Source organism: Stenotrophomonas sp. 610A2, assembly GCF_030549615.1.
Taxonomy (GTDB): domain Bacteria; phylum Pseudomonadota; class Gammaproteobacteria; order Xanthomonadales; family Xanthomonadaceae; genus Stenotrophomonas; species Stenotrophomonas pigmentata.
In genome coordinates, this window is the sequence record NZ_CP130832.1 from 2,503,064 (window position 1) to 2,525,323 (window position 22,260).

Sequence of the window (22,260 nt, forward strand, 5' to 3'; positions counted from 1 at the left end):
CATCCTCGTACGGGAGTAATTCCCCCCGACGCTCGCCAACCAAAGTGGTTCAAAGCTTCGCTCGTGGATGACGCATACGCATCAGTAAACCTTCCCTTCTTGCATGCGTAGTCTTACTTGGAGCAGTAAATGTACTGAGCTGGCCTAGGCCTTTTTTCTGTAGCCGGCGTACTGGCGCAGGCACATATTTCAACGGGCAATCCCTTCCCTGCAGCAACGCCGCCCCGTCGCTCCCGCAATCGTTTCTCCGGGTGCTCTGAACGTATCGGCGGAAGTTCAGTACCGACCTCCTGGAGAGAGACACTCATGGCCAGCAAACGTTCCGGCGCAGCGTCCAGCACTTCGTCCACCCTTACTCCCAACATTCTCCCTCGCCCGGACTTCAAGTTTCCCGGCGAAGTTGGCCGGACCTACCTGGAGTCGGATCCACCGCAGTTCCCGCAACCCGTAGCCGCGCCCGAGGGCGCACCGAACATCGTCCTGCTGCTGATTGATGACTGCGGCTTTGGCCAGTACGGTACCTTCGGTGGTGGAATTCCCTCGCCAACGATGGACAAGCTGGCCGCCGAAGGCCTGCGCTTCAACCGCTTCCATACCACTGCGCTGTGCAGCCCAACCCGTGCTGCGTTGATCACCGGGCGCAATCATCACTCTGCCTCGTTCGCCGGTATCACCGAGCTGGCCACTGGTTACGACGGTTACACCTGCGTCTTGCCAAAGAGCTGCGGAACCATTGGGGAAGTACTGCGCCAGAACGGCTACATGACCGCCTGGATAGGCAAGAACCACAACACACCGCCGTGGGACACCAGCCAGGCCGGGCCATTCGATCGCTGGGCCAATGGACTGGGGTTCGACTATTTCTATGGCTTCAACGCGGGCGACATGAACCATTGGGATCCGATCCTCTACGAGAATCGCAACCTCGTCCCGAGATCGACCGATCCTGATTACCACCTCACCACCGACATTGCTGACAAGGCCATCGCCTGGGTACGCCAGGTCAGTAGCCTGGCTGCCAACCACCCCTACATGCTCTATGTCGCCACCGGCGCTACGCATGCGCCGCACCATATATGGAGTGAGTGGGCGGACAAATTCAAAGGGCAGTTCGATGGTGGCTGGGACAAGTACCGTGAGCTGACTCTGGAGCGGCAGAAGAAGCTGGGCGTCGTTCCCAAGGACACCAAGTTGACCACCCGCTCGAAGGGATTGCCGGCATGGAGCTCGCTCAATGCTGACCAGAAGCGCCTCTACGCGCGGATGATGGAAGTGTTTGCCGGCTACGCCGCCCATTGCGACTACGAGCTCGGCCGCGTCGTCGATGCCTGCAAGGCACTTCCGGGTGGCGACAACACGATCTTCATCTATATCGCTGGCGACAACGGGTCCAGCGCTGAAGGCGGGCTTGAAGGCTCGCTGTGCGAGAACCTGTTCTTCAATGGCATCAGCGAAAAATGGACTGACAACATCAAGGTCATTGATGAGCTGGGCGGACCAAAGCACTTCAACCACTTTCCCTCCGCCTGGGCGCATGCAATGAACGCGCCGTTCCAATGGACCAAGCAGGTCGCCTCGCACTTCGGTGGCACCCGCAATCCGATGATCATCTCCTGGCCCGCCAGGATCAAGGACAAGGGTGCATTGCGCAGCCAGTTCCTGCATACCATCGACCTTGTGCCGACGCTGTATGAACTTTGCGGGGTGACTGCGCCACGCGAACTCAATGGCGTTGCACAAAAGCCAATCGAAGGAGTCAGTTTCGCCTCCGCGTTGTGGGATGCGAAGGCCGCGGAGACCCGCAAGACCCAGTACTTCGAGCTCGGCTGCAACCGAGGTCTTTATCACGACGGATGGATGGCTTCCTCGCCATCGTTCGTTCCGTGGGAGCCGAACCGCGGCGAATGGGATCCGGACACCGCGCCGTGGGAACTCTACAACGTGGCGGAGGATTTCTCGCAGGCCAATGACCTCGCGCGCAAGTACCCGGAGAAACTGCGGCAGCTGCAGGACGCCTGGTGGGTTGAGGCCGCCAAGTACAACGTGCTGCCGTTGGACTGGCGGGCAAGCGCGCGCTTGAACTCCGAAGCCATGGGCCGCCCCAGCCTGGTTCGTGGCCGCGAGGAGATTATCTACTACCCCGGTACGATTGCCGTGCCGGATGGTGCCTCACCGCCGATGCTCAACAAATCCTGGACCATTACCGCTGAAATCGAGGTGCCCAAGGGACTTGCCGAGGGCATGATCGTCACCCATGGCGGGCTGGAAGGCGGCTATGGCCTTTATCTTCGCGACGGAAAGCCGACCTTCGTCTACAACTTCCTCTCCCAGGAACGCAGCACCTTCGCCGCCACCCAGGCACTTCCACCCGGCAAGACGAAATTGGTGGTCGACTTCAAGTACGACGGCGGCGGCATGGGCAAGGGTGGGACGATCACCCTCAGCGCCAATGGCAAAACCCTGCTCAAGGGACGCCTTGAGCGTACCGTGCCGGTGCAGTTCTCGCTGGGCGAAGGATTGGACATCGGGATGGATATCGGCTCACCGATCGACTTCACCTACGAGCTTCCCTTTGTCTACACCGGCAAGATCAAACAGGTGCAGATCCGGCTGGGGAAGCTCGATATCGCACCCAAGAAAACAAGCGCTGCGGTGAAACAGCAGGCAACAGCGAAGAAGACCGCCAAGGCCTGATTGACACCCACCAACAAAGAGCGCTGCCCGTTTGCGCAGCGCTCTTTGCTTTTTCAATCTATGGCTATCACTCCCTGCTCAGGTGCAGGCTCAGCCCTTCTGCGGTGTTTCTCACCAGCACCAGGTCGATATCAGGGTTGCGTCCGCGAACCTTGACCAGCACATCCTCGCCGTCATCGATCTCGGTCTTGTACAGCGACGTCCCGTACTGCTTGCGAATTGCATCGCGGATGAGATGCGCCACGCGGTTCTCGTGGGTTCCCGCTGGTATTGGCACAACCAGGCTGCTCGCCTGCGCTCCTTCGGGTGTCAGTGAGAACTCAAGTTCACCAGCAACATTGGCGCTATGGTTCACCGCGATCCGCCACTTGTTGGACGGCTCGGCGGCGGCAGGTGGTGCAATGGTCACCACCGCGCCGAGCACGCCTAGGAGCAGATAACCAGCTTTGATTTTCATGAGCCACCTCGTCAGGTTGTCCATCCGGGAAACAGCATAGTTGAACAGCACGCCTCCATCCGGTCATGGGCAGAGCACTCACTTATCCGGATACACGCGCTTCCACTCGTTCTTCATGTCCACGACAACCCACTTGCCGGTGGCTGCCGCGTCCAGCGCCTTGTCCAAGGTGCCTATCTTCGAATGACGGTCATAGGCCCATTCACGCTCGGCATCGGTGTGGTGGACCAAGCCAGCGAAACGCGGTCCCTGCCCTGCGCTGGTCCATTGCAGCATTTCCAGATCGCCATCGGAATTACCGAAGGCGAACAGTGGGCGGCGCCCGATGAAGCGCTGGATGGCAACCGGCTTGCCGGCATGGTCATCCAACAGGCCCAGTTCGGGCAGTTTCATCAGGGTCGGCACGCCATCGCGCAGCCGGTATTCGAGCTCGCCGTAGCTGCCTATCACCTGGTTCGGCGGGATGCCGTAGGTCTGCTCGGCCCAAGGCCGCATGAACTCCTGTCCGCCACCGGAGACGATATACGTGGTGTAGCCATGCGCTCGCAGGTAGTCCAGCAACTCCAGCATGGGCTGATAGATCATGTCGGTGAAGCGGCGCTGGCTGGTGGGATGGCGTGCGTGCTCGGCCCAGTCCAGCACCTGAGCGTGGAACTCATCCACACTCATGCCTGCGTGCGTGGTTGCCATGAGCTGCATCAAACCCTTCTCCCCGCTTGCCAATGCCCCTTTGATGTCGCCGGCGAGGATGGAGCGAGTGGGTTCGGTGTCCTTCATTTCCGGATGCTCCGCAGCCAGTGCGCGCACCCGCTCCATCAGGAAGAACACCTGGAAGTACACCGGCTGCTCCGCCCATAGCGTGCCATCGTTGTCGAAGGTGGCAATACGCTCCGGCTCCGGCACGAAGTCAGCGGAGCCTGCGCTGGTAGTACGCTCGACGAATGCGATGATCGCCTTGCGCGACGGTCCGTTCTGCCACGATGGCAGGGGCTCGGCGGCCCAGGCGCCAACCTGGATCAGCAACGCTGCAAACAGGACTATGCCCCGTATCAGAACTCTGTTCATTTCATTCTCCTGTCCCTTAGCGCCAGGCACTGCCCATCTGGATGTAGAAGGTTTCGTCCTCCGGCCCCCAGGCGTAATCGATGCCGGCATACATGCCCAGCTGGCGAACCAGCAGGTAGCGGAAACCCGCCCCTTTGCTGACCTGGCTGGATCCGTCCGCAAAGCTGTTATGGCGGCCCCAGGTACGGCCGGCACCGACAAAGCCAATCAAGGCCCAGCGATGGCTGACATTCCAGCGCAGCTCGCTCTCCAATGTGGCCGCGCGCCGGTCCTGGTAACGCGCCGAGCCAATGCCGCGCAGGTCGATATACGGCAAGCGATAGAAAGGAACCTCGCCATTGGCCCAGCGCATGTCTGCACGCAGGCCGAGCACCGTGCGGCTGCCCAAAGGCACATAACCGTAAGCGTGCCCTCGGTAGCTCTGGAAGTTGCTGTCGCTGCCGAAGGCTTCGTCATAGGCGTTTCCTTCCACCATTCCCAGCCAACCACGTGACGGGGTGAATGTGTTGTCACGGCTGTCGTACTCCAATGACACCCCCAGCCCGGAAGTCTTGCTGGCAAGTTCCTTGTCAGTGAAGAACGTGCGATCACTGTCCTGGTTGAACGAAAGCTCCAGATCCATATAGATCCAGGCCAGGCCAAGGTAAAGGTCGCGCTTGCCGAGACGCCGGAACACCTGTTGGAACGAGGCAATGCCATCGGTGTTGTAACTGATCTCACGCGGTGCCAGCAGCTTGTTGCCAGGCGTGTGGAAATCCAGATTCACAGATGCTTTACCGACACCACCGCGATATCGCCAACGGTCCTCGTCGAAATGCAACTCCGCACCAGCGCCAAATGCTTCGGTGCCGTTGGAGGTACGCATCGCCATCACGCCATAGATGTCCGGCGCCACCATCGCCAGCTTTTCGCTGCTGTCCGGTTCGGCTGCAGGTCGCGCGTTCGGGCGAAAGAAAATCAGCGCGACGCCGCCACCATTGCCTACCGCCGGATCGGTGATGATGATGGGCACAGGCAGGAAGCCGCCCTTGCGCTCCAGCAGCCAGCGGGACGCGTCGAGCTTGCCGTCCTGCGGATCGTGCATCAGTTCCCAGAATCCGGGCCTCTCCTCTGCGTTTTCGGCAGCTTCATCTGGAACAGCAGCCCGCGGTGCCTTTGCCGCCGCATGCAGACAAGCTGCGCATGCCAGCACGCCCAGCAGCCGCAATGGCAGCCGCGCACGCATCAGTGGCGGAATCCGCCGCCATGCATCCGTCCACCGCCCAGCCCTGGCCGGAAGCCACCGACAGGTCGACCGCTACCGCCGCCACTGCGCGGTACATTCACATGGGTGGGCTGGCGGGCGCTGATGCGTTCGTCACCACGTTCGCGCGCGGCACGGTCGCGATCCAGTGATTGCCGGGTCTGTCCGCTCAGGTTCTTCGAGGTGTCCGGACGGGTTACCTGGCTCCAGTCACCGTCGTTGTAGTGATACACATGGCCATCGTGACCGGCATAGATGTTGTCATTGACGTCGACGACACCGCCATGATGCAGCGTGCCGGTATCGGCGTTGTAGTGGAAACCACCAGCGCCCTTGGCTTCATTGCCCGCCCGGTCTTGCGTATCGAAGGCCGCGCCACCGGCAGCACCATGCGGTCCGGCAACCGCGCCACCCGCTGTCTCGGTCACCCGGCCGGTACGGTCGTTGACCACGGTTCGTGCGCCTGCCGCTGCTGCGCGATCCGTATAGGGATTTACGGCCACCGCGCCACCACCGGCAACCACGCGGCCGGTCTGCGGGTTGTAACGGATACCTTGTGCGGCAGCTGTGGTAGTGCCGGTGTACAGATTGGTGTTGATGCCAGCGCGGCCAACACCACGGCCGCCTGTCGCCTCGTTGTAGAAGCCGCCGCGTGCGGCGCGACCAACATTTCCGGTCCATGGGTCGGCCCATGCCGCAGCGGTACCGCGCACGGCGGCATTGCCCCAATGCCCGTAGACATTCCATGCAGCCGCACCACCGCCCCACCAACCCCACGGCGTGGCGGGCCCGTACCACGGTCCCCACCAGGGACTATAAGGACCGTACCAACCGTCGTACCAGCCCCAACCCCAGCCAAACGTCCAACCAACCCAGGCGTTCCAGCCGAAGTACACACCCATGCCATAGGTCAACGGACAGCCGTACCAGTACGTGCCGATCCAGGGATTGCAGGGATATGCAGTGCCGTACACCACCACGTTGTCGGACACCACGGTGCCGTAGTAGCCCGGCGTATAGCCAACCTGCACCTGGTCGTTGTCATGCGAGTAAATACGAACGTAGGTGACGTAGTGCAGCGCTGAGCGCGTCGGGATGCTGTAGATCACTGCCGGTACCGACGTTGCAACCGTCCACGGGCCGATTGCGGTATTGGCGACGAACCAGATGCCTTTGTCGACAGCATAGAAATGGCTGGCATCCACCCGCAGCACCGGCGTTGCGGTGTTACGTGCGTACTGCAGCTTGGTCCCTTCGATTGCCACGAAACTCGGTGCACCGTCATAGATCACGTCCAGATTGACGCTGCCGCGCTGCACGCTGGCGGTCTGCGGAATGCTGTTGGCGATCAGTGCTTCACGCGCTTCCGGGGTGCCGGCAATCGAAGCCAGGACGCCGCTCTTTGGGTGGTCCGGCGGGATTTTTGCGAAGCCGGCAGGCAGTTGCCGTGATGCGACGTACGTCCACGGGCCGTGGCTGCTCTGCGCACTGAACCAGCGCCCCGACACCAGTACGTACCAGCGATGCCCTGCGGCACCATCGACGAACACGTCGGCGCCGGTATTGGTGATATAGCTCAGCTGTGTACCGGGGATCGCTGCGAACGCCGGCTCGCCCTGTACCGAGATCAGCTCGGCAGGACTGCTGTGCACGTAGATCTCCGGCCACTGGCCAGCGTCCAACATGCTTTTCAGTGCTGCCGGCGGCTCAGCCATCGCATCCACCTGCCTGCTATCGAGCGCTGCTTTGGCTGCCTGCTGCAGCGCTGCAGCAGGCGTGGCTTCCGGGCTCCAGGGGCCGGCGAGTGTGGCGGCGCTGGCCCAGCGCCCACCCAACGACAGGTAGTAGCGCCCTTCCCGCTGCAGCAGCAACGAGCGGCTGTTTATCACCCGCTGCACGCCAGCCACGTTGGTAGGCTTCAGCACGGGTTTGCCGTCCACCAGCACCAGCACAGCTGGCGTGATGCTGAAGATGATCTCCGGTGGATCATTGCGCACGGGCTGGGACGGTGTTGGTGCGGCTGCGCCGACAATGGCCAGTGCCGACTCCAGTTGGTCCAGCGACACCGTCAGCGTCGGCGTTGCCAGCAGTTGCTTGCGTGCGGCAGCCAGATACGCTGCCTGCCTGTCGGTAGCGGTTGGAAAATTGGCGTTGCTGATCACGGTGTCCGACAGCACCACGGCACGTGCCTGTTTGTCTACCTGGGTCTGTGCACTGAAATCCAAGGTGCCGTAGTCGGCGGTGGGCAGCTTTTTGCCATCCGCACCCGTTTGTTCGCCGGTGTCCACCGACATCACCATCTGCCCACGCAGCGTTTCGCCCTGCCACGACTGCAACTGTGGCTGGTGCAGATGGAAGTTGATGCCGTCAGCGGAGTATGCGCGTGGGAACGGACGCGCGTCGACATTGTCCGTGGTGGTTGCGCGCGGAGGCGGCGGCTGGCCCGCGGCACCAGCCGGATTGCTGACGGCCATGATTGCAAGCAGCAACCAGCGCACCACCGTGCTTCCACCAAACCATGCGTTGCACATATGCCACCCCGATACGGACATCACGATGCTGAGCGATAAAAACGGCGCGGGCCCGGAACCGGCCATGAGCCAGTGGGAGAGGGCCGGGCCCGCGCCAAGACAAACCTGTCGTGCTTCAAGGCGTGGAAGAACCCCCCGGGAACTCGGCAAACATCTTGTTCAAGCCTGCCTCGACTGCTTCGTTGACCTTCTCTGGCGAGCTGGGAACCGTGCCACTGGCCGTGCCACGCCAGATCGCCTGCTGGGTGCGCGCGTCGAACATGTCCAGCACCAGCGTCCCAACATCGTAGGTATGCACCGTCGTGCTTGCCGAACCCATCCCCATGCCGCCGCCCCAGCCACCGCGCCAACCCCAGCCACCCATGCCGGTACCGGTGTAGAAGGTGTCCAGGGTCTGCTTCTGCGAGGTAGCCACATGCCCGGCCAGGGCAACATCGCCGCTGCTTTGACCCTGTGTCCAGCCCTTGGCGCGCAGCCGCGCATCGATACCGTCCACGATCCGCTGCTGGACCAGCGGCGACACGCCGGAGGGCTTCTGTGCCCAGTAATAGGAATGGTAGTTGGCGAAATTCGCATTGCTGGCCTGGTCCGTCTTGACCGTCGGTGTCGACGTACAGGCAGCCAGCGTCAAGGTGGCCAATGCCATGGTGAGGATCTTCATTGCAGTTCTCCAGTCGGGGTTGGCCGTGGCCTGCGTTGGCAGACGTACGGAAAGCACTCAGCGTGGTGGATTGACGACGATGTACTGCACATTGGTCCCGGCGTACTGCGGCTGGTACCAGGTATTGCCGCATTGCTGGTAGGCGATGCCGTTGATGACGGTGGTGACGCAATTGGGCTGCAGCGAAGTGACGATCGAGCCGATCACCGCCGAGGTGACGGCAACGCCAGCGGTGACCGCTGCTGCCGTCGCGAACGGATGGTCGTCCCAATCGTCCCAGTGATCGTGATGATCGTCATGCACATCAACGTCGACATTGACGTTGCGGTTGATGTCGCGGTTCACGTTGCGGTTGTGGTTTATGTTGGCGTTGTTGTTGGTACCACCACCACGATTGATGTCGTGCCGCGGCGTCTGGCCACCGGCCTGCCTGTTGTGCGCAGGGCTGGTCGCCGGCCGGTTGACGCTGGTACGCGCGGTCGCGCGGGCTCCGCCTTGGTGGCCCGCAACACCACCGCCACGCGCCGCCTGCGCGTCCACTGCCACGCCAACTGCGAAGGCCAGCAGCAGTGCGCCCGCCGCCGGGATGGAGAATCGGCATTCGTTAGGTGCACGCATGTTCATTTCCCCTCTGGCTGCATGGCAACCGCATCGACAACGAGGATGCCGATACGCGCAGCATCCTTCGGCGGCGTGAATGTGTACGCTGTGGACGCGATGGGAGCACGGACATCCCATTTCAAGCGCGCCGTGTACGCAGGCTGCGCGGGATCATCCTGACTGATGATGACGATCTTTCGCGGCAGGTTATCGCTTGTACCGATCCACAGCTGCCAATCCACATCCGTTTGCTGGAAGGCGTATTGCTCGACCGGCGTACCATCCACGCTCCCAGCGCCTATATGGTTTGCCGATATGAGCGTGGGACGCGGCGCTGTGGCGCTTCCCCATTGAAACAGGTCGGCCAAGGGCAGATCGATGCCGTAGTTGTTCCACAGTTTTCCGGCGAGCTCACCCAGGGTCGCGTTGACTCCATCGACGCTGGCGTAGTATTTCAAGCGTGGCGAATACAGCGTCATCGTGTTGCCATCGTAATAAAGCTGGCGATGGGCACGCGCACTTTCGATATCCACGAACAGATGCCTGGGCGGCTGCACCTGGTACTTGAGCTGACTGTCCAGCTCGATTTTCTGGCCGTTGTCGAGCACTACTTCGGTACTGGCCTCCGACGCAAGCGTGAACTGCTTCAGTGCCCGCAATGCAGCGCCCATTCGTTCCAGCGCGGCTACGGCTTCGGCGTCCACCGCAGGGCTCTGCGCCTCCGCAGGTGCAACCGCAGCAGGCTTGGCAGCCTGCAAGGTCACAGGCAGCGCCGACAGCAACAGCGCGGCTCCGGCAACGATGCCTATTCGTTTTGTCGTATTCATGCGTTCTGCTCCGTTTACGAGGCTCACATTCGCTGCGTTCGCCGGCAATCGTCATGTCATTACGTGGTCCCCGATGCTGCCGGTGGAGGCTGTTGCATCAGCAGTTACCCGCGCACCACACACCTGAACCCAAGGTGCGACGTCGCCGTGTCGATGCATTGCGCCATCCGTGCTGCGGGCCGATAGCGCCTGCAGTAGCTAGGCGCACAAAGATGCGAGCCACCTTTGGTAACCCTGCGCGGTATGGCAATGGCACTGTGCGGGTCATGGCTGTGCTCTTGCTTGCCGCCGCGAGGATTGTCGATGGCGCAGCACGGCTTTCCCTGCAGTTCGTGATGGGAGCCGTACCAGTCGTCGGTCCATTCCCAGACGTTCCCAATCATGTCCAGCAAGCCGTAGCCGTTAGCCGGGTATGCGCCTACCGGCGATGTCCACTCATAGCCGTCATGCTTGTCGTTGCGCCACGGAAACTCACCCTGGAAGGTGTTGGCCATGAATCGACCGCCTGGAACCAGCTCATCGCCCCAGGCAAATTCGCTATCGGCGCGGCCACCGCGAGCGGCGAACTCCCACTCGGCTTCGCTGGGTAGGTGTTTTCCGGCCCAAGCGGCGTAGGCCGCTGCATCCTCATGCGCAACCTGCACTACGGGATGCAAGTCCAGGCCTTCGATTGAGCTCTCGGGACCACGCGGGTGGCGCCAGTCAGCGCCCGCGATGTACTGCCACCACTGATAGTGGTCCGAATGATCCACCGGCCCTGGCGGCGGCACGAACACCACCGACGACGGCACCAGCATCGCAGGGTCCGCACCCGGATAGTCCTCCGGATTGGCTGGCCGCTCGGCCAAGGTCACATGCCCGGTTGCCTCGACAAACTGCCTGAACTGGTAGTTGGTGACCGGACTGACGTCAATACGGAACGGCGCCACCCTCACCTTGTGGGCAGGACGTTCCTCGGGATAGTGATCGTCCGAACCCATGACGAACACGCCGCCCGGGATCGATACAGGAACTTCACTTGCTTGGCACATCTGGGCTCTCCCTGCAGAAGTGTTGCCATTCGTTCGATGGCGTGGCGGAATCCTGTTCTATCCAAGTGCTGATCCGTCGAGTACCTCGCGGCCAGCACCAATCAAACCGAGCAGTGGCACAGCAGCCAGCTGGATGACGAGCTTCACTCAGGCGAACGGCGCCACGTTGAAGACCATGCTGACAATCGCAAACAATCCGAGCAGCCAGAGCAGGCCCGCGGTGATCAAGGTCGCAGATATCGGATAGGGGCTCTCCCCATGCAACAGACCTTGCTGCACCATCTGGTTGCGCTCCTGCCGCAGCGCTCTCATGAAGTTCAAGTGATAGACAATGCCCAACGTCAGCGCCAGGATGCCCAGCGCGACCATTGCCACGCCGAAATTTCGCGGCGCATTGGACGCCAAGCGCAGGTCCGTGTCGTGAATCAATTTGCTGAAGACCTGGAAGATCGTGAAGCCGAAGCTGATCAACGACAACGCCGTGCGCATGATCGACATCAGCGTCCGGTCAGCACTCATGCGGGTACGCTGGAAGGACATTCCCGTACGCCGCATCGACATCTCGCTGCGATCGCTGGACAGGTCCGTCCGATACTCGGACAGGTCGGTGCGATGCTCGGACAGCCCGGTCCGGTGATTGGACAGGCCCGTACGGTATGCCGAGTAGGCAACTGACGCTTCGTCGCTGTTGTCCTGGCTCACATCCGGAATCGGGGGAATCGGCTGGGACACATTGCGGTCCGGCCGCGCGTGCGCATCAGCGTGCACGACAGCTTTGTTCCTGTGCTTCATGAGTGACGCCCGCCAGCGTTGCGCAGGTTCCACCATCTGGCGACACGGGCGACTGGCCCGCGCAGCAACAGATAGGGAATGAAGGCCAGCAATACCGAGATGACGAAGGTCTCCAACGGGTATTTGAAGGCGCCGAACACCTTGAACTGGTAGATCACATCCATTGCGACGCCGAGCAGCAAGACCCGCGTCACCGCGGTCACACCTTCGCGGATCGACTGCACGCGCTCGTTGTGCGGCGAGGACATCAACCCAACCATGTACGGTGAGCGGCCCAGCTTTGCATCCTTGATGCCATCGTGCAGCGCGGCCAGGAACGCCATCGTCGGCTGCAGGAAGAATCGAAAGGTCATCGGCCCATCGGCTCTCCCGAACATATCGCTGGCAAACCGGTGCAGATACTCCAGGAAGCCATCCACGGGCGACACTCCTCTGGCTGAGTGGGCAGCATGGTCGCGGCGGGCAACGCAGACAATCACGATTACTACTGATGGTGGTTCAGTATTTTTACTGCTGGTTGCGCGACGCCCGGTCACTAAGCTGGCTGCACCGCGTCAGTCCGTCGCGAAGAGGCCGCATAGGATGACATCCGACGACTTGTCGCTGATGCGGGGCGGGCTGGTCTATCGCATCATGCATCGGCTAGGCCTGCTGCACAGCAGGCACTCGTTGCCACCGCTGCTGGCGACGCTGCTGGTTCTGCTAGCTTGCCTGCCCTTGGTGCTGATCTCTGCGTCGGAAGGCACCTTGCTGCCTGGAAAGGTCACCATGCCGTTGAGTGCCGACGCTTCGGTCTATGCACGTTTTGCCTTGGCCCTGCCTTTGCTTGTGCTTGCCGCCGCACCTGCTGATCGCCTGCTGCGCAGCGCCGTGCGCCAGCTCAACCGTGCCGGCTTGATCCCACACAGCCAGCGCGAAGCCTTCGACGCGCTGGTCACGCGTGCACGTGCCTTGCGCGATTCGCACCTCCCGGAATGGCTATGCCTGCTGGTAGCGCTGGTACCGGCCTTTCTGAGCGCGCCAATCGTCACCGAGCTGCACCAGATCAGCGGCTGGCACAATCGTGCCGATGGCGCCGCATCGGTCGCGGCGTGGTGGGCGTGGTGGGTATCAATGCCGCTGTTTCGCCTGGTAGGCCTGATGTGGATCTGGCGCTTCCTGATCTGGACCGTATTGCTGTGGCGGCTGACCCGGCTGGACCTTGACCTGCGCCCACCGCATCCTGATGGGGCCGGCGGACTCGGCTTTCTGGGCTTCGCGCAACAACGTTTCTCCGCACTGTCGCTGGCCGGCGGCATTGTGCTGTCAGGCAGCTGTATCAATCATTTTGCTTATGCCGGGCAGACGCTCGCCGATGTCCGCTATCTACTGGCCGCCTACATCATTGGTTCGACTGTATTGTTCCTGGCGCCCTTGGGCTTGCTGTCACCCGCATTGATACGCGCCAAGCGCCATGCGCTGCTCAAGTACAGCGCACTCGGCCACCGCGCCATTCGCAGCTTCGATCTGTATTGGAAGCGCGGGCGGCCAGAGGAAGAGACACCGCGCCTGGTGGACAGCCCGCAGCCGTCGGCCCTGGCCGACTTCGGCAGCGTGTATGCCAGCCTTGCCAATATGTCGTTGATACCGATTTGCCGCGGCAACGTGCTGTGGATGCTGCTGACGGCAGCGGCTCCCCTGCTGCCACTGGTGTTCTTCGCGATGTCGGTCGACAGTCTGGTGCGCAAGCTGGCCTCGATCCTGTTCTGAGGTCGGCAGCAGATAGCGTCACGGCGGGGAATCGGTGTGCTCGGCATCCATCCGTTTGCTGATAGATGCGGACATGAAGGGCCTTCCCGCAAGCACCTCGTGCATGCCGAACAGCAGCTCTTCGCCCGCGTCGGCCTTCAGCACATAACCGCAATGCGGGTGCGCCATCGCACGCTGCACCAGTGCTGGATCATCGTGCATAGTGATGAAAACAACATACTCAACCACGCCTTCGGCGAGCAGCTGCTCAGCCGCTGCCAGTCCATCCAGCCCCGGCATGGTGATATCGGTGACCACCACTTGTGGCCGCAGATCGCGCGCCATCGACAGCAGTGAGTGCCCATCCTCGACCCAGCAAACCACATCAAACTCGGTGGCAAGCAGCATCTGCAGCGGCCGGGCTACCGCCATGCTGTCTTCTGCCAGCAGTACCCGAATCGGCTTCATTGTTTTCACCGACGCAACCGTCGTCGATGCGATGTTGGCCTGTGCCCAACGTTGCCGCCACAGGAAAACAACCAGCCAGCTGCAAGTAAAACTACTTGCTTTGTTCAGGCCAGTTGCTGGCCTTCGTCACGGAAGGCCTTGATCAACCCGAGCTGGTGCGCCCTACGCACCAACTCCAGCGTTCCGTGCACCCCCATCTGCTGCATGATCGCGTACTTGTGCGATTCCACCGTTCGCACCGACACCCCAAGCTCGTAGGCGATCTGCTTGGAGCGCAGGCCCTGCGCGACCCAATCGAGAATACGCCGCTGTTTGTCCGTAAGCGCGAAACGGTCAACCCGCCCAGCGGAGGTCAGTGCCATGGCCGCCAGCCCGGAGGCCAGATACACCCGCCCAGCCAACACTTCGTCCATGGCATGCAGCAGCTCATCGCCTGCTGCTGTCTTGAGTACGTAACCCCCCGCGCCGGTACGCAGCGCCTCGGCGACGATGGCGCAGCTATGGTGCATGGTCAGGAACACGAAGGGAGTGCTGTCACCTTCAGCACGTAGCCGGCGCATCACATCAATACCGGTCATGTCATCCATGCTGATATCGGTGACCACGATGTCCACACCGCCTGCCCGGACCGCGCGCAGCAGTGCCTCGCCAGACAGGACCAGGCGGACTTCAGAGAATCGGTCACGCAACAGGCGGACGACCCCCTCGCCGACCATCACGTGATCGTCGGCGACCAACACCCGCAGGCTCGGCCCCGCTTCTTGCAAAGAGCGTGTTTCCATTCATGCACCTCCACCAGATAGCGAAAGCGAAAACCGGAAAGCGCCGCGCAGATAGCGCAAGCCCCCTTATGTAGGCCGCATGGTATTAGCTGAGCGTGTAGTCAGTGTGATTTTTTTGTTTTATTGCATGCTGTGTGCGTTTCACTTGGCCGCTCACCGAACAAGTCGCGGTAGTCACTGGCAAAACGACCGAGGTGAGAGAACCCTGAGCGAAACGCAATCTCGGTTACACGACTGCCAGGCTCGTCCAGCAGCAGCTTGCGTGCCTGGTTCAAACGCGCCACCTGATACCAGCGCTTTGGCGTCATGCCGTAGATATCGCGAAACACACGCTCCATCTGCCGCTCGCTCATCGACAATGCCGACTCCAGCGAGCGGCTGCTGAACTGCTGCGCCTCGTGACTGCGCAGGTATGCCTCGGCCCGCTGCAGAAAACGCTCCTTCTGTTGCAGGCGATCCATGGTTACAACAGCCTCGCCAGCACCAGACGCACGCTCCAACGCAGTGACGAACGCATCCAGCAGCAGTTCGCCAAGCATGTCTGCTTCGGCGACCGGGGTTGAAGGGCCCCATTGCGACGCCCGGTGCAAGGCAAGCTGCACGCGCATCCTCAGCTTCAGGTTGCGGTCTGCTGTTCGCGGACAAAGCCTCCATCCGTGCTGGGGCAGCGCCAGCTCGCGCCTGAGGCGGCAGAAAATGGCTGCCTGCAAGCTGCTGCGCGGGATACGCAACACCGCCCACTGCCACAAGGGTGATACCGACCGCACCGCCAACTCGCGATCTTCGGCGAAGATCATCAACTGCCCTTCCTCGACGCGGCGGCCGTTGAGCCACATAGGTTCGCCGCAGCGGGTTGCCAATGCCAAACCCATCATGTCGGGGGCAAACATGCCCTTGGCCAGCACCTGCTGGGTGTAAGTGCCGCGGTCCAGGCTGAATGCTGGAAACACCAGGCGCTGCGCACGGGCTTTGAAGTAGCCTGCTCCAAGCAGGCGCTGCTCGAAACTCGTGTCCTTGACCACACCCAGCAACGCGTCAGGGTTGAATCCGTCTATATCGAGGCAACCGTACTGCATGCCGTGAGCTGCAAGAATCGTGGCGTCCATCGCTCACCTGTCGGAAAGTGGATAGCGGGTTGGATCCGTGCGCCGTATAACAAAGGGTGAAACGGGGGCGGGATCAATGCTCCCATCGCCGTTCGCGTAGCAGCCTGCCCTTTCAGCGGCGGCACAGCATGTGCGATGCAGCGATGGCGCCATGTGAAGATGGAGCTACGTGCATGGGTGTGCGCAGCCTTTTGGTGCAGTTGTCACAGATTGAGTCACACCGAGCCACAACCCGGTTTGCGGGCATGGCGGCCATTGCTGCCACCGCCCAGCTGGTGTCCGTGGAGCCATGGATCTCCGGTCGCGGTGGCCATGCGCTGTGGATGCCCGGCGCAGCCTTGATGTGCGCATTGCTATGGCGGCCCTATCGCGAGTGGCTTGCGTGCTTCGCCGGTGCTCTGCTTGGTTGCATCGGCGTGCTGGCACTGCGTGGTGCTACCGCGGCGGAGACCAGCTCGCTGATCCTCGGCCTGCTGATACTGGTCACCGCCGCCACCTTGTTGATCCGCCAGTTCGGCCTGCTCGATGTGGTGAGGGTGGACTTTCCACAGGTCGCCACATTCTGGGTGATAGCGGTGCTGGCACTACCGCTGACCAGTACCGGCTGGACTCTGTTGGTGCTGCGCAACACACCACTGCCCGACTTTTCCGGCACCTGGCAGAACCTGCTGCTGGCCAATGCCCTGCCCTACCTGCTTATCGTGCCCACCTTCATCGCCTTGGTGCGCATGCATCGGCGAGGCAGGGCCAACCGGTTGTTGCCACCGTTGCACGCATTCCTGGCATTGGCATCACTGCTGCTGTTGTGGATTGCATGGATGTTGCCCTGGGCTTCACCAATGGCCGAGCCGGTACTGATGCTGGCCTCCACCCTGCTGATGGCGGGGCTGCTACTGGTGTTGGGACCTGCGGGAGCATTCCTCGGCTTGTCATGTTCGACCGTGCTGTGCATGGCGATCAGCACCCATGGTTGGGGTCCGCTGGCCATGGGTGATGGCCAGCGCACCACGCTGGCAGTGCAATTGTGGGCATTTGGCGATGGCATCACCCTGCTCCTGCTGAGCGTGCTGGTGGAACAGCGGCAGAGCGCGCGCAGTTCGCTGCAGGCTGCAAGCACGCGTCTGGCTGACATGACCGCGCAGATGCTGCGTGTTCAGGAAGAAGAGCGAACCCGCATCGCGCGTGACCTGCACGACGACATCAACCAGTCGCTGGCTGCGATTTCCATCCAACTCAGCTCGCTCAAGCGCGCAGCTCCGGCCGTGGCACGCGAGCAGATGGAGCGCCTGCAGGAGCAGGTGCTGGAAGTATCCGGCGATGTTCGCCGGCTCTCGCACGACCTGCACCCGAGCCTGCTGCGCTACACCAGCCTGTCCAGCGCACTGCGTGGCCTGTGCGGCAGCTCCTGCAGGCACGCCAACACCCGCGTTCACTGCGACATCAACGACGAAGACGTGCTGGACGAACAGCAGAAGCTCAACCTGTTCCGCATCACCCAGGAGGCGATCCACAACGTCAACCAGCATGCGCATGCGCACAACGCATGGGTGCGACTGCACTTTGGCAGTGGCCAAGGGTTGCTGGAGATCGAAGATGACGGCGTAGGCGTTGACCTTGATGGTCGCGGCGTCCGCCGCGGGTTGGGCATGATCAGCATCGAGGAGCGCGCAAGGCTTCTAGGGGGCAGCTCACACCTGCAGCGGGCTCGCGACAGCGGCACCCTGCTGTCGATCATCTTTCCTATCCACCGCCCCGCACTGGCCGATTCGCCGATAAGCGAAACTACCTAGCAGCCCCCAGTAGATTTACCGCAGCCCACGTTGGTCGCGCCTCGCACAATGTTGGCTCGACCGTTGGCGCTGCGGCAGCGGCGCGTTGGAGCTCCGCATGCCCGACCCTGCCAAGCAACGCGAGCGTGCACCGACAACCGACAGGCGGGCCCGGCAGCGCTGTGCTTGGGGTTGCTGGGCAGGCATTCTGCTGGCGATCTGCCTGCCCAGCGCAGCGGCGGCGCAAACTCCCGTCCATGCATCGACCCCAACCCTGCCGGAGCCTCCGACACAGTGCGTTGGCTTGGTGCTGGGTGGCGGCGGCGCGCGCGGGGCAGCACATATCGGCGTACTGCAGGTGATGGAGCGCGAACGCATTCCGGTCTGTCAGATTGCCGGCACAAGCATGGGCGCAATTGTCGGCGGGCTCTATGCCAGCGGCTATACCACCGACGAGCTGCAATCCCTGATCGAAACCCTGGATTGGGCAGATCTGTTTGTCGACGACGCCCCACGGCGCGATCAGCCGATGCGGCGCAAGGATGCGGACTTCCGCTATCTGTTGAATCTCGAGCTCGGCATCCGCGATGGCAAGGTAGTGATGCCGGGCGGACTGGTACAGGGACAGAAGCTGTTGCTGCTGCTACGGCGCCTGACCCTGTCCAGCTGGAATGTGGACGACTTCGCTGCATTGCCCATCCCTTTCCGCGCCGTTGCCGCCGACATCGGCACCGGTCAACGGGTTGTCATGCAGAGCGGCGACCTGGCACTGGCGATCCGCTCCAGCATGTCCGTGCCAGGTGCGTTCGCCCCGTTGCGCGTGGACGGGCATCTTCTGGTTGACGGCGGCATGGTCGACAACGTGCCGATCGACGTGGTCCGCGACATGGGCGCGCAGCAGCTGATCGTGATCGACGTCGGCTCACCGCTACGCACGGAAGCCTCACTGACCAATCCGGTGGCGATCATGGACCAGATGATCGGCGCACTGATGATCGAGAAGACCCAGCGTCAGCTGGCCACGCTTGGCCCTGAGGATGTGCTCATTCGCCCCGAGCTCGGTGATATCAGTGCCGCACAGTTTGACCGTGGCAAGGAAGCAATCGCCGCTGGCGTCGCAGCCGCGGAGGCGGCCTTGCCACAGCTGCGCAAGCATGCCGTTGATCCTCAGCACTACACGGCCTACCGTGCACAGCAGCGCAAGCGGGACTTTGACCCCGGCCTGGTCAGCTTCCTGGAAATCGCCCCCAGCCACTCTGTCGCCGCGCAACAACGCGTGCAGCGCGCCTTGCAGGGTGAAGTTGGGCAGCCGCTGGATGTCGAACGCCTGCAGCAGGATCTGGGCGTCGCCTATGGCTCCAACCGCTTCCAGCAGCTGGACTACCGCGTAATGGAACGCGACGGCGAACGCGGCCTGCAGATCATCCCCACCGACCGGCCCTGGTCGGTGTTCGGCAAGGTTGGTTTCCAGCTCAGCGACAACTTTGCCGGCCGCAACAGCTACATGATCTCGGCCGAGCTGACGGTTGCCGACATCAACCGCTGGGGGGGGGAATGGCTCAACGTTCTGCGCGCCGGGCATATAAGCGGCCTGCATTCCGAGTTCCATCAGCCACTGGGCGCAGCCTCCAATTTCTACCTGCAACCGAGCCTGCAGGCGGAAGCCGAGACGCTGCCGCTGTGGGCAGGCGACCAGCAGATCGCAGAGTACCGGATCAAACGCCGCGCACTTGGCCTGACCGTTGGCTACACCCCGACCCCCACCTTTCGAATCAGCGCGGATATCGCACGCGGCCGTGACAGCAGTGACGAGCTGATTGGTAACCCACTGGACTTCCAGCGTGACAAGCAGGATTTCGCAGCACTGACCCTGGGCACCACCTGGGACTCGCTGGACAGCATCAACTTCCCCACCCGCGGCTGGCGCCTGGATCTCGATTACGAAATGTACCGGCAGGCGCTGGGCGCTGACGTGGACGGTGATGTAGTGCGGATTACCGGCGACTGGGCGCATGCCTGGGGCCGCTACCACCTGCTGCTTGGCGCACACCTGAGCAGCGCAGTGGACGACGATCATTTCTTCCGCGCGCAGAGCTTTCTCGGTGGCTTCCTGAATCTCTCCGGCTACGACGAGCGCGCCCTGTTCGGCAACCAGAGTGCCTTGCTGCGTGCAGTGGTTTACCGCCGCACCGGCGACACCACCCGCCTGTTCTCACTGCCGGTTTACCTAGGTGCCAGCGTGGAGACAGGCAACGTCTGGCAGACCCGTGCAGCGGTGGACGCTGACGACCTGGTCCTGGCTGGCAGCCTCTTCGCTGCAATCAATACTCCACTCGGGCCGATGTTCCTGGCTTACGGCTACAACGACCAGGGCCAGTCCTCGTGGTACCTGACATTTGGTTCGCTGCTGCAGCCGATGAGTAAATAGACACGCAGCTAGGTAGTTTTACTGCCGCGATCCTGCTGCTTTTTCGGGTTCGCCAGCGTGCTGAGATCCGTAGGCTTCCCAGTTAAACCCCGGAGCCAAACCATGGACGCCAAGAAGCCAAACATCCTGTTCATCATGGCCGACGACATCGGCTGGTTCAACGCCAGCTGCTACAACGACGGCATCATGGGCTACCGCACTCCCAATATCGATCGCATCGCCAAAGAGGGTGCGAAGTTCACTGATTTCTACGGCCAGCAAAGTTGTACCGCCGGCCGTGCCGCATTCATTACCGGGCAATCGCCGATCCGCACAGGCCTCACCAAGGTCGGCATGCCAGGCGCCACGTTGGGCCTTGGAAAGGATGATCCTTCTGTGGCCAACGTACTCAAAAGCTACGGCTATGCGACCGGCCAGTTTGGCAAGAACCATCTCGGCGATCGCAACGAGCACCTGCCTACCGTGCATGGCTTCGACGAGTTCTTCGGCAACCTCTATCACCTCAATGCCGAGGAAGAACCGGAGTATGAGAACTACCCGAAGGACCCCGCGTTTCGCAAGCGCTTCGGGCCGCGCGGCGTGCTCAAGTGCAAGGCGACGGACAAGGACGATGCAACCGTCGACGAACAGTTCGGCAAGGTCGGCAAGCAGGTGATCGAGAACACAGGGCCGCTTACCCGCAAGCGCATGGAAACGGTGGACGAGGAGTTCGTGGGCGCGGCACTGGACTTCATCGACCGCAACAATAGTGCTGGCACGCCCTGGTTCTGCTACGTCAACCCCACCCGCATGCATGTCTTCACCCATCTCAAGCCGGCATCACATGGCAAGACCGGGTTGGGGCTGTATCCGGACGGCATGGTCGAGCTGGACGGCTACGTTGGCGAGCTGCTGAAGAAACTCGATGATCTGGGGATCGCCGACAACACCATGGTGGTGTTCACCACCGATAACGGTGCTGAAGTGATGACCTGGCCGGACGGTGGCGCGACCCCGTTCCGCGGTGAGAAGGACACCAACTGGGAAGGCGGCTGGCGTATTCCCTGCGTATGGAAGTGGCCGGGGGTGATCGAGCCGGGCCGCGTCATCAACGATATTGCCTCCTTGCAGGACTTCATCCCAACCTTTGCTGCAGCAAACGGTGATACGGATCTGGTCGAGAACCTCAAGAAAGGACATGCACTGAACGGGCAGCAATTCAAGGTGCACATGGATGGCGAGAATCTGCTGCCGTTCCTGCGCGGAAAAGAAGCCGAGTCCCCGCGCAAGGCCTTCATCTATTGGAGCGATGACGGTGAGTGCATGGCCGTGCGCATTGGGCGCTACAAGGTCGTGTTCCTCGAGCAGGTAGAGAGCGGAATCGAAGTGTGGCGAACGCCGCTACGCGAAATGCGGGTTCCAAAATTCTTCGACCTGCGCTCGGATCCGTTCGAGCGCGGCGAGGAGAGCATCAAGTACAACGATTGGCTATTGCAGCAGAACTTCCTGATGTATGCGGCCCCACCACTGTTGGTCAAATGGTTGGAAAGCTTCAAGGAATTTCCGCCGAGGGCGAAGTCTGCCAGCTTTACCATCGACCGGGTCGTTGAATCAATGATGCCGAAATCCTGAGCTCCGGCTTCCGCTCGGCCCCCGCCGGAATCTTCTGCAAGGCAGAAGTGCCTTTGACGCTGCGCAGCCTAACGAGGTCTGCGCAGCGTTTGGAAACGGCCCGCGCCACACGTTTGACCGGATGCTGTTCTACGCACAGGCATGACGTCCTCTCCACAGCATCCAGCACAAGAGAGTCCCCATGAAAGACCATCCTTGGTTCTGGGTCATCAGCTTGTTCGTCGTCCCGCTGGTGGCCGCGTTGGTGGTCAGCCTGGCGGTACGCCATCGAGGTCTTACCGCCAATGCCGTGCTGACGTGGTTTGTGCTGGTGTGCTGGTGCGCAGCCGTGGGGATAATTCTGGTCAAGGTCGAATGAGTCAGCTGGGCCGTATTGGCGTGGCCTCCACCGCCGAGCCCTCATCAGGGCGCACACTTCCATCGCGTCGTATGTCGGGTTTCCGCCTGGAGTGGGGACCTGCAGCGCA

19 protein-coding genes are annotated in these 22,260 nt (G+C 61.8%); 6 read left to right on the plus strand and 13 right to left on the minus strand.

The features are described 5' to 3' along the window. The first annotated feature begins 306 nt into the window (after nt 1-306). Nucleotides 307-2,694, plus strand: a complete 2,388-nt coding sequence (locus Q5Z11_RS11175; RefSeq protein ID WP_303746490.1) for an arylsulfatase — start codon at nt 307-309, stop codon at nt 2,692-2,694. 67 nt (nt 2,695-2,761) lie between these two features. On the opposite strand, the gene Q5Z11_RS11180 is transcribed toward Q5Z11_RS11175, so the two are convergent. The 10 genes from Q5Z11_RS11180 to Q5Z11_RS11225 all read right to left on the minus strand — a co-directional run bounded on the left by Q5Z11_RS11180 (nt 2,762) and on the right by Q5Z11_RS11225 (nt 12,254). After that, the gene (locus tag Q5Z11_RS11180; protein ID WP_303746491.1) at nt 2,762-3,202 is read right to left on the minus strand and encodes a hypothetical protein; all 441 of its coding nucleotides are present in this window, start codon (nt 3,200-3,202) and stop codon (nt 2,762-2,764) included. 27 nt (nt 3,203-3,229) lie between these two features. Further along, complete coding sequence (locus Q5Z11_RS11185) at nt 3,230-4,216, minus strand: HAD family hydrolase (protein WP_303746492.1); 987 nt, start codon at nt 4,214-4,216, stop codon at nt 3,230-3,232. Nucleotides 4,217-4,232: 16 nt separating this feature from the next. Beyond that, nucleotides 4,233-5,300, minus strand: a complete 1,068-nt coding sequence (locus Q5Z11_RS11190; protein WP_303746493.1) for a BamA/TamA family outer membrane protein — start codon at nt 5,298-5,300, stop codon at nt 4,233-4,235. A 140-nt stretch (nt 5,301-5,440) separates the two neighbouring features. Continuing rightward, nucleotides 5,441-8,011 carry a hypothetical protein gene (locus Q5Z11_RS11195; protein WP_303746494.1) on the minus strand — a complete coding sequence of 857 codons (2,571 nt, stop codon included), beginning with the start codon at nt 8,009-8,011 and terminating at the stop codon, nt 5,441-5,443. A 94-nt stretch (nt 8,012-8,105) separates the two neighbouring features. Next, on the minus strand, nt 8,106-8,651 hold the full coding sequence (locus Q5Z11_RS11200) for a DUF4136 domain-containing protein (protein ID WP_303746495.1): 546 nt from the start codon (nt 8,649-8,651) through the stop codon (nt 8,106-8,108). Nucleotides 8,652-8,708: 57 nt separating this feature from the next. Then, the gene (locus Q5Z11_RS11205; protein ID WP_303746496.1) at nt 8,709-9,269 is read right to left on the minus strand and encodes a hypothetical protein; all 561 of its coding nucleotides are present in this window, start codon (nt 9,267-9,269) and stop codon (nt 8,709-8,711) included. A 2-nt stretch (nt 9,270-9,271) separates the two neighbouring features. After that, nucleotides 9,272-10,078 carry a DUF2092 domain-containing protein gene (locus Q5Z11_RS11210; protein WP_303746497.1) on the minus strand — a complete coding sequence of 269 codons (807 nt, stop codon included), beginning with the start codon at nt 10,076-10,078 and terminating at the stop codon, nt 9,272-9,274. Nucleotides 10,079-10,182: 104 nt separating this feature from the next. After that, nucleotides 10,183-11,109: a formylglycine-generating enzyme family protein gene (locus tag Q5Z11_RS11215; RefSeq protein WP_303746498.1), complete on the minus strand. Its 927-nt coding sequence runs from the start codon at nt 11,107-11,109 to the stop codon at nt 10,183-10,185. A 147-nt stretch (nt 11,110-11,256) separates the two neighbouring features. Beyond that, nucleotides 11,257-11,841 (minus strand): YidH family protein, encoded by a 585-nt coding sequence (locus Q5Z11_RS11220; protein ID WP_303746499.1) that lies wholly within the window; start codon nt 11,839-11,841, stop codon nt 11,257-11,259. Between the two features lie 56 nt (nt 11,842-11,897). Further along, the gene (locus Q5Z11_RS11225) at nt 11,898-12,254 is read right to left on the minus strand and encodes a hypothetical protein (RefSeq protein WP_303746500.1); all 357 of its coding nucleotides are present in this window, start codon (nt 12,252-12,254) and stop codon (nt 11,898-11,900) included. A 229-nt stretch (nt 12,255-12,483) separates the two neighbouring features. Here Q5Z11_RS11225 and Q5Z11_RS11230 point away from each other — a divergent pair, with 229 nt between their 5' ends. Next, nucleotides 12,484-13,650 (plus strand): hypothetical protein, encoded by a 1,167-nt coding sequence (locus Q5Z11_RS11230; protein WP_303746501.1) that lies wholly within the window; start codon nt 12,484-12,486, stop codon nt 13,648-13,650. 18 nt (nt 13,651-13,668) lie between these two features. Here Q5Z11_RS11230 and Q5Z11_RS11235 read toward each other — a convergent pair whose 3' ends face one another. The 3 genes from Q5Z11_RS11235 to Q5Z11_RS11245 form a co-directional block, all read right to left on the minus strand. Continuing rightward, nucleotides 13,669-14,097 (minus strand): response regulator, encoded by a 429-nt coding sequence (locus tag Q5Z11_RS11235; RefSeq protein WP_303746502.1) that lies wholly within the window; start codon nt 14,095-14,097, stop codon nt 13,669-13,671. A gap of 104 nt (nt 14,098-14,201) precedes the next feature. Beyond that, nucleotides 14,202-14,879 (minus strand): response regulator transcription factor, encoded by a 678-nt coding sequence (locus tag Q5Z11_RS11240; protein ID WP_303746503.1) that lies wholly within the window; start codon nt 14,877-14,879, stop codon nt 14,202-14,204. Between the two features lie 101 nt (nt 14,880-14,980). After that, a complete protein-coding gene (locus tag Q5Z11_RS11245) occupies nt 14,981-15,985 on the minus strand; it encodes a helix-turn-helix domain-containing protein (protein ID WP_303746504.1) in 1,005 nt (334 codons plus the stop codon). Between the two features lie 245 nt (nt 15,986-16,230). Here Q5Z11_RS11245 and Q5Z11_RS11250 point away from each other — a divergent pair, with 245 nt between their 5' ends. The 4 genes from Q5Z11_RS11250 (at nt 16,231) to Q5Z11_RS11265 (ending at nt 22,151) form a co-directional block, all read left to right on the plus strand. Further along, a complete protein-coding gene (locus tag Q5Z11_RS11250; RefSeq protein WP_303746505.1) occupies nt 16,231-17,775 on the plus strand; it encodes a sensor histidine kinase in 1,545 nt (514 codons plus the stop codon). 97 nt (nt 17,776-17,872) lie between these two features. Beyond that, nucleotides 17,873-20,182, plus strand: a complete 2,310-nt coding sequence (locus tag Q5Z11_RS11255; protein WP_303746506.1) for a patatin-like phospholipase family protein — start codon at nt 17,873-17,875, stop codon at nt 20,180-20,182. Between the two features lie 102 nt (nt 20,183-20,284). Beyond that, nucleotides 20,285-21,793 (plus strand): arylsulfatase, encoded by a 1,509-nt coding sequence (locus tag Q5Z11_RS11260; protein WP_303746507.1) that lies wholly within the window; start codon nt 20,285-20,287, stop codon nt 21,791-21,793. A 181-nt stretch (nt 21,794-21,974) separates the two neighbouring features. Continuing rightward, nucleotides 21,975-22,151, plus strand: coding sequence for a hypothetical protein (locus Q5Z11_RS11265; protein WP_303746508.1), 177 nt, complete (start codon nt 21,975-21,977; stop codon nt 22,149-22,151). Nucleotides 22,152-22,260: the final 109 nt, after the last annotated feature.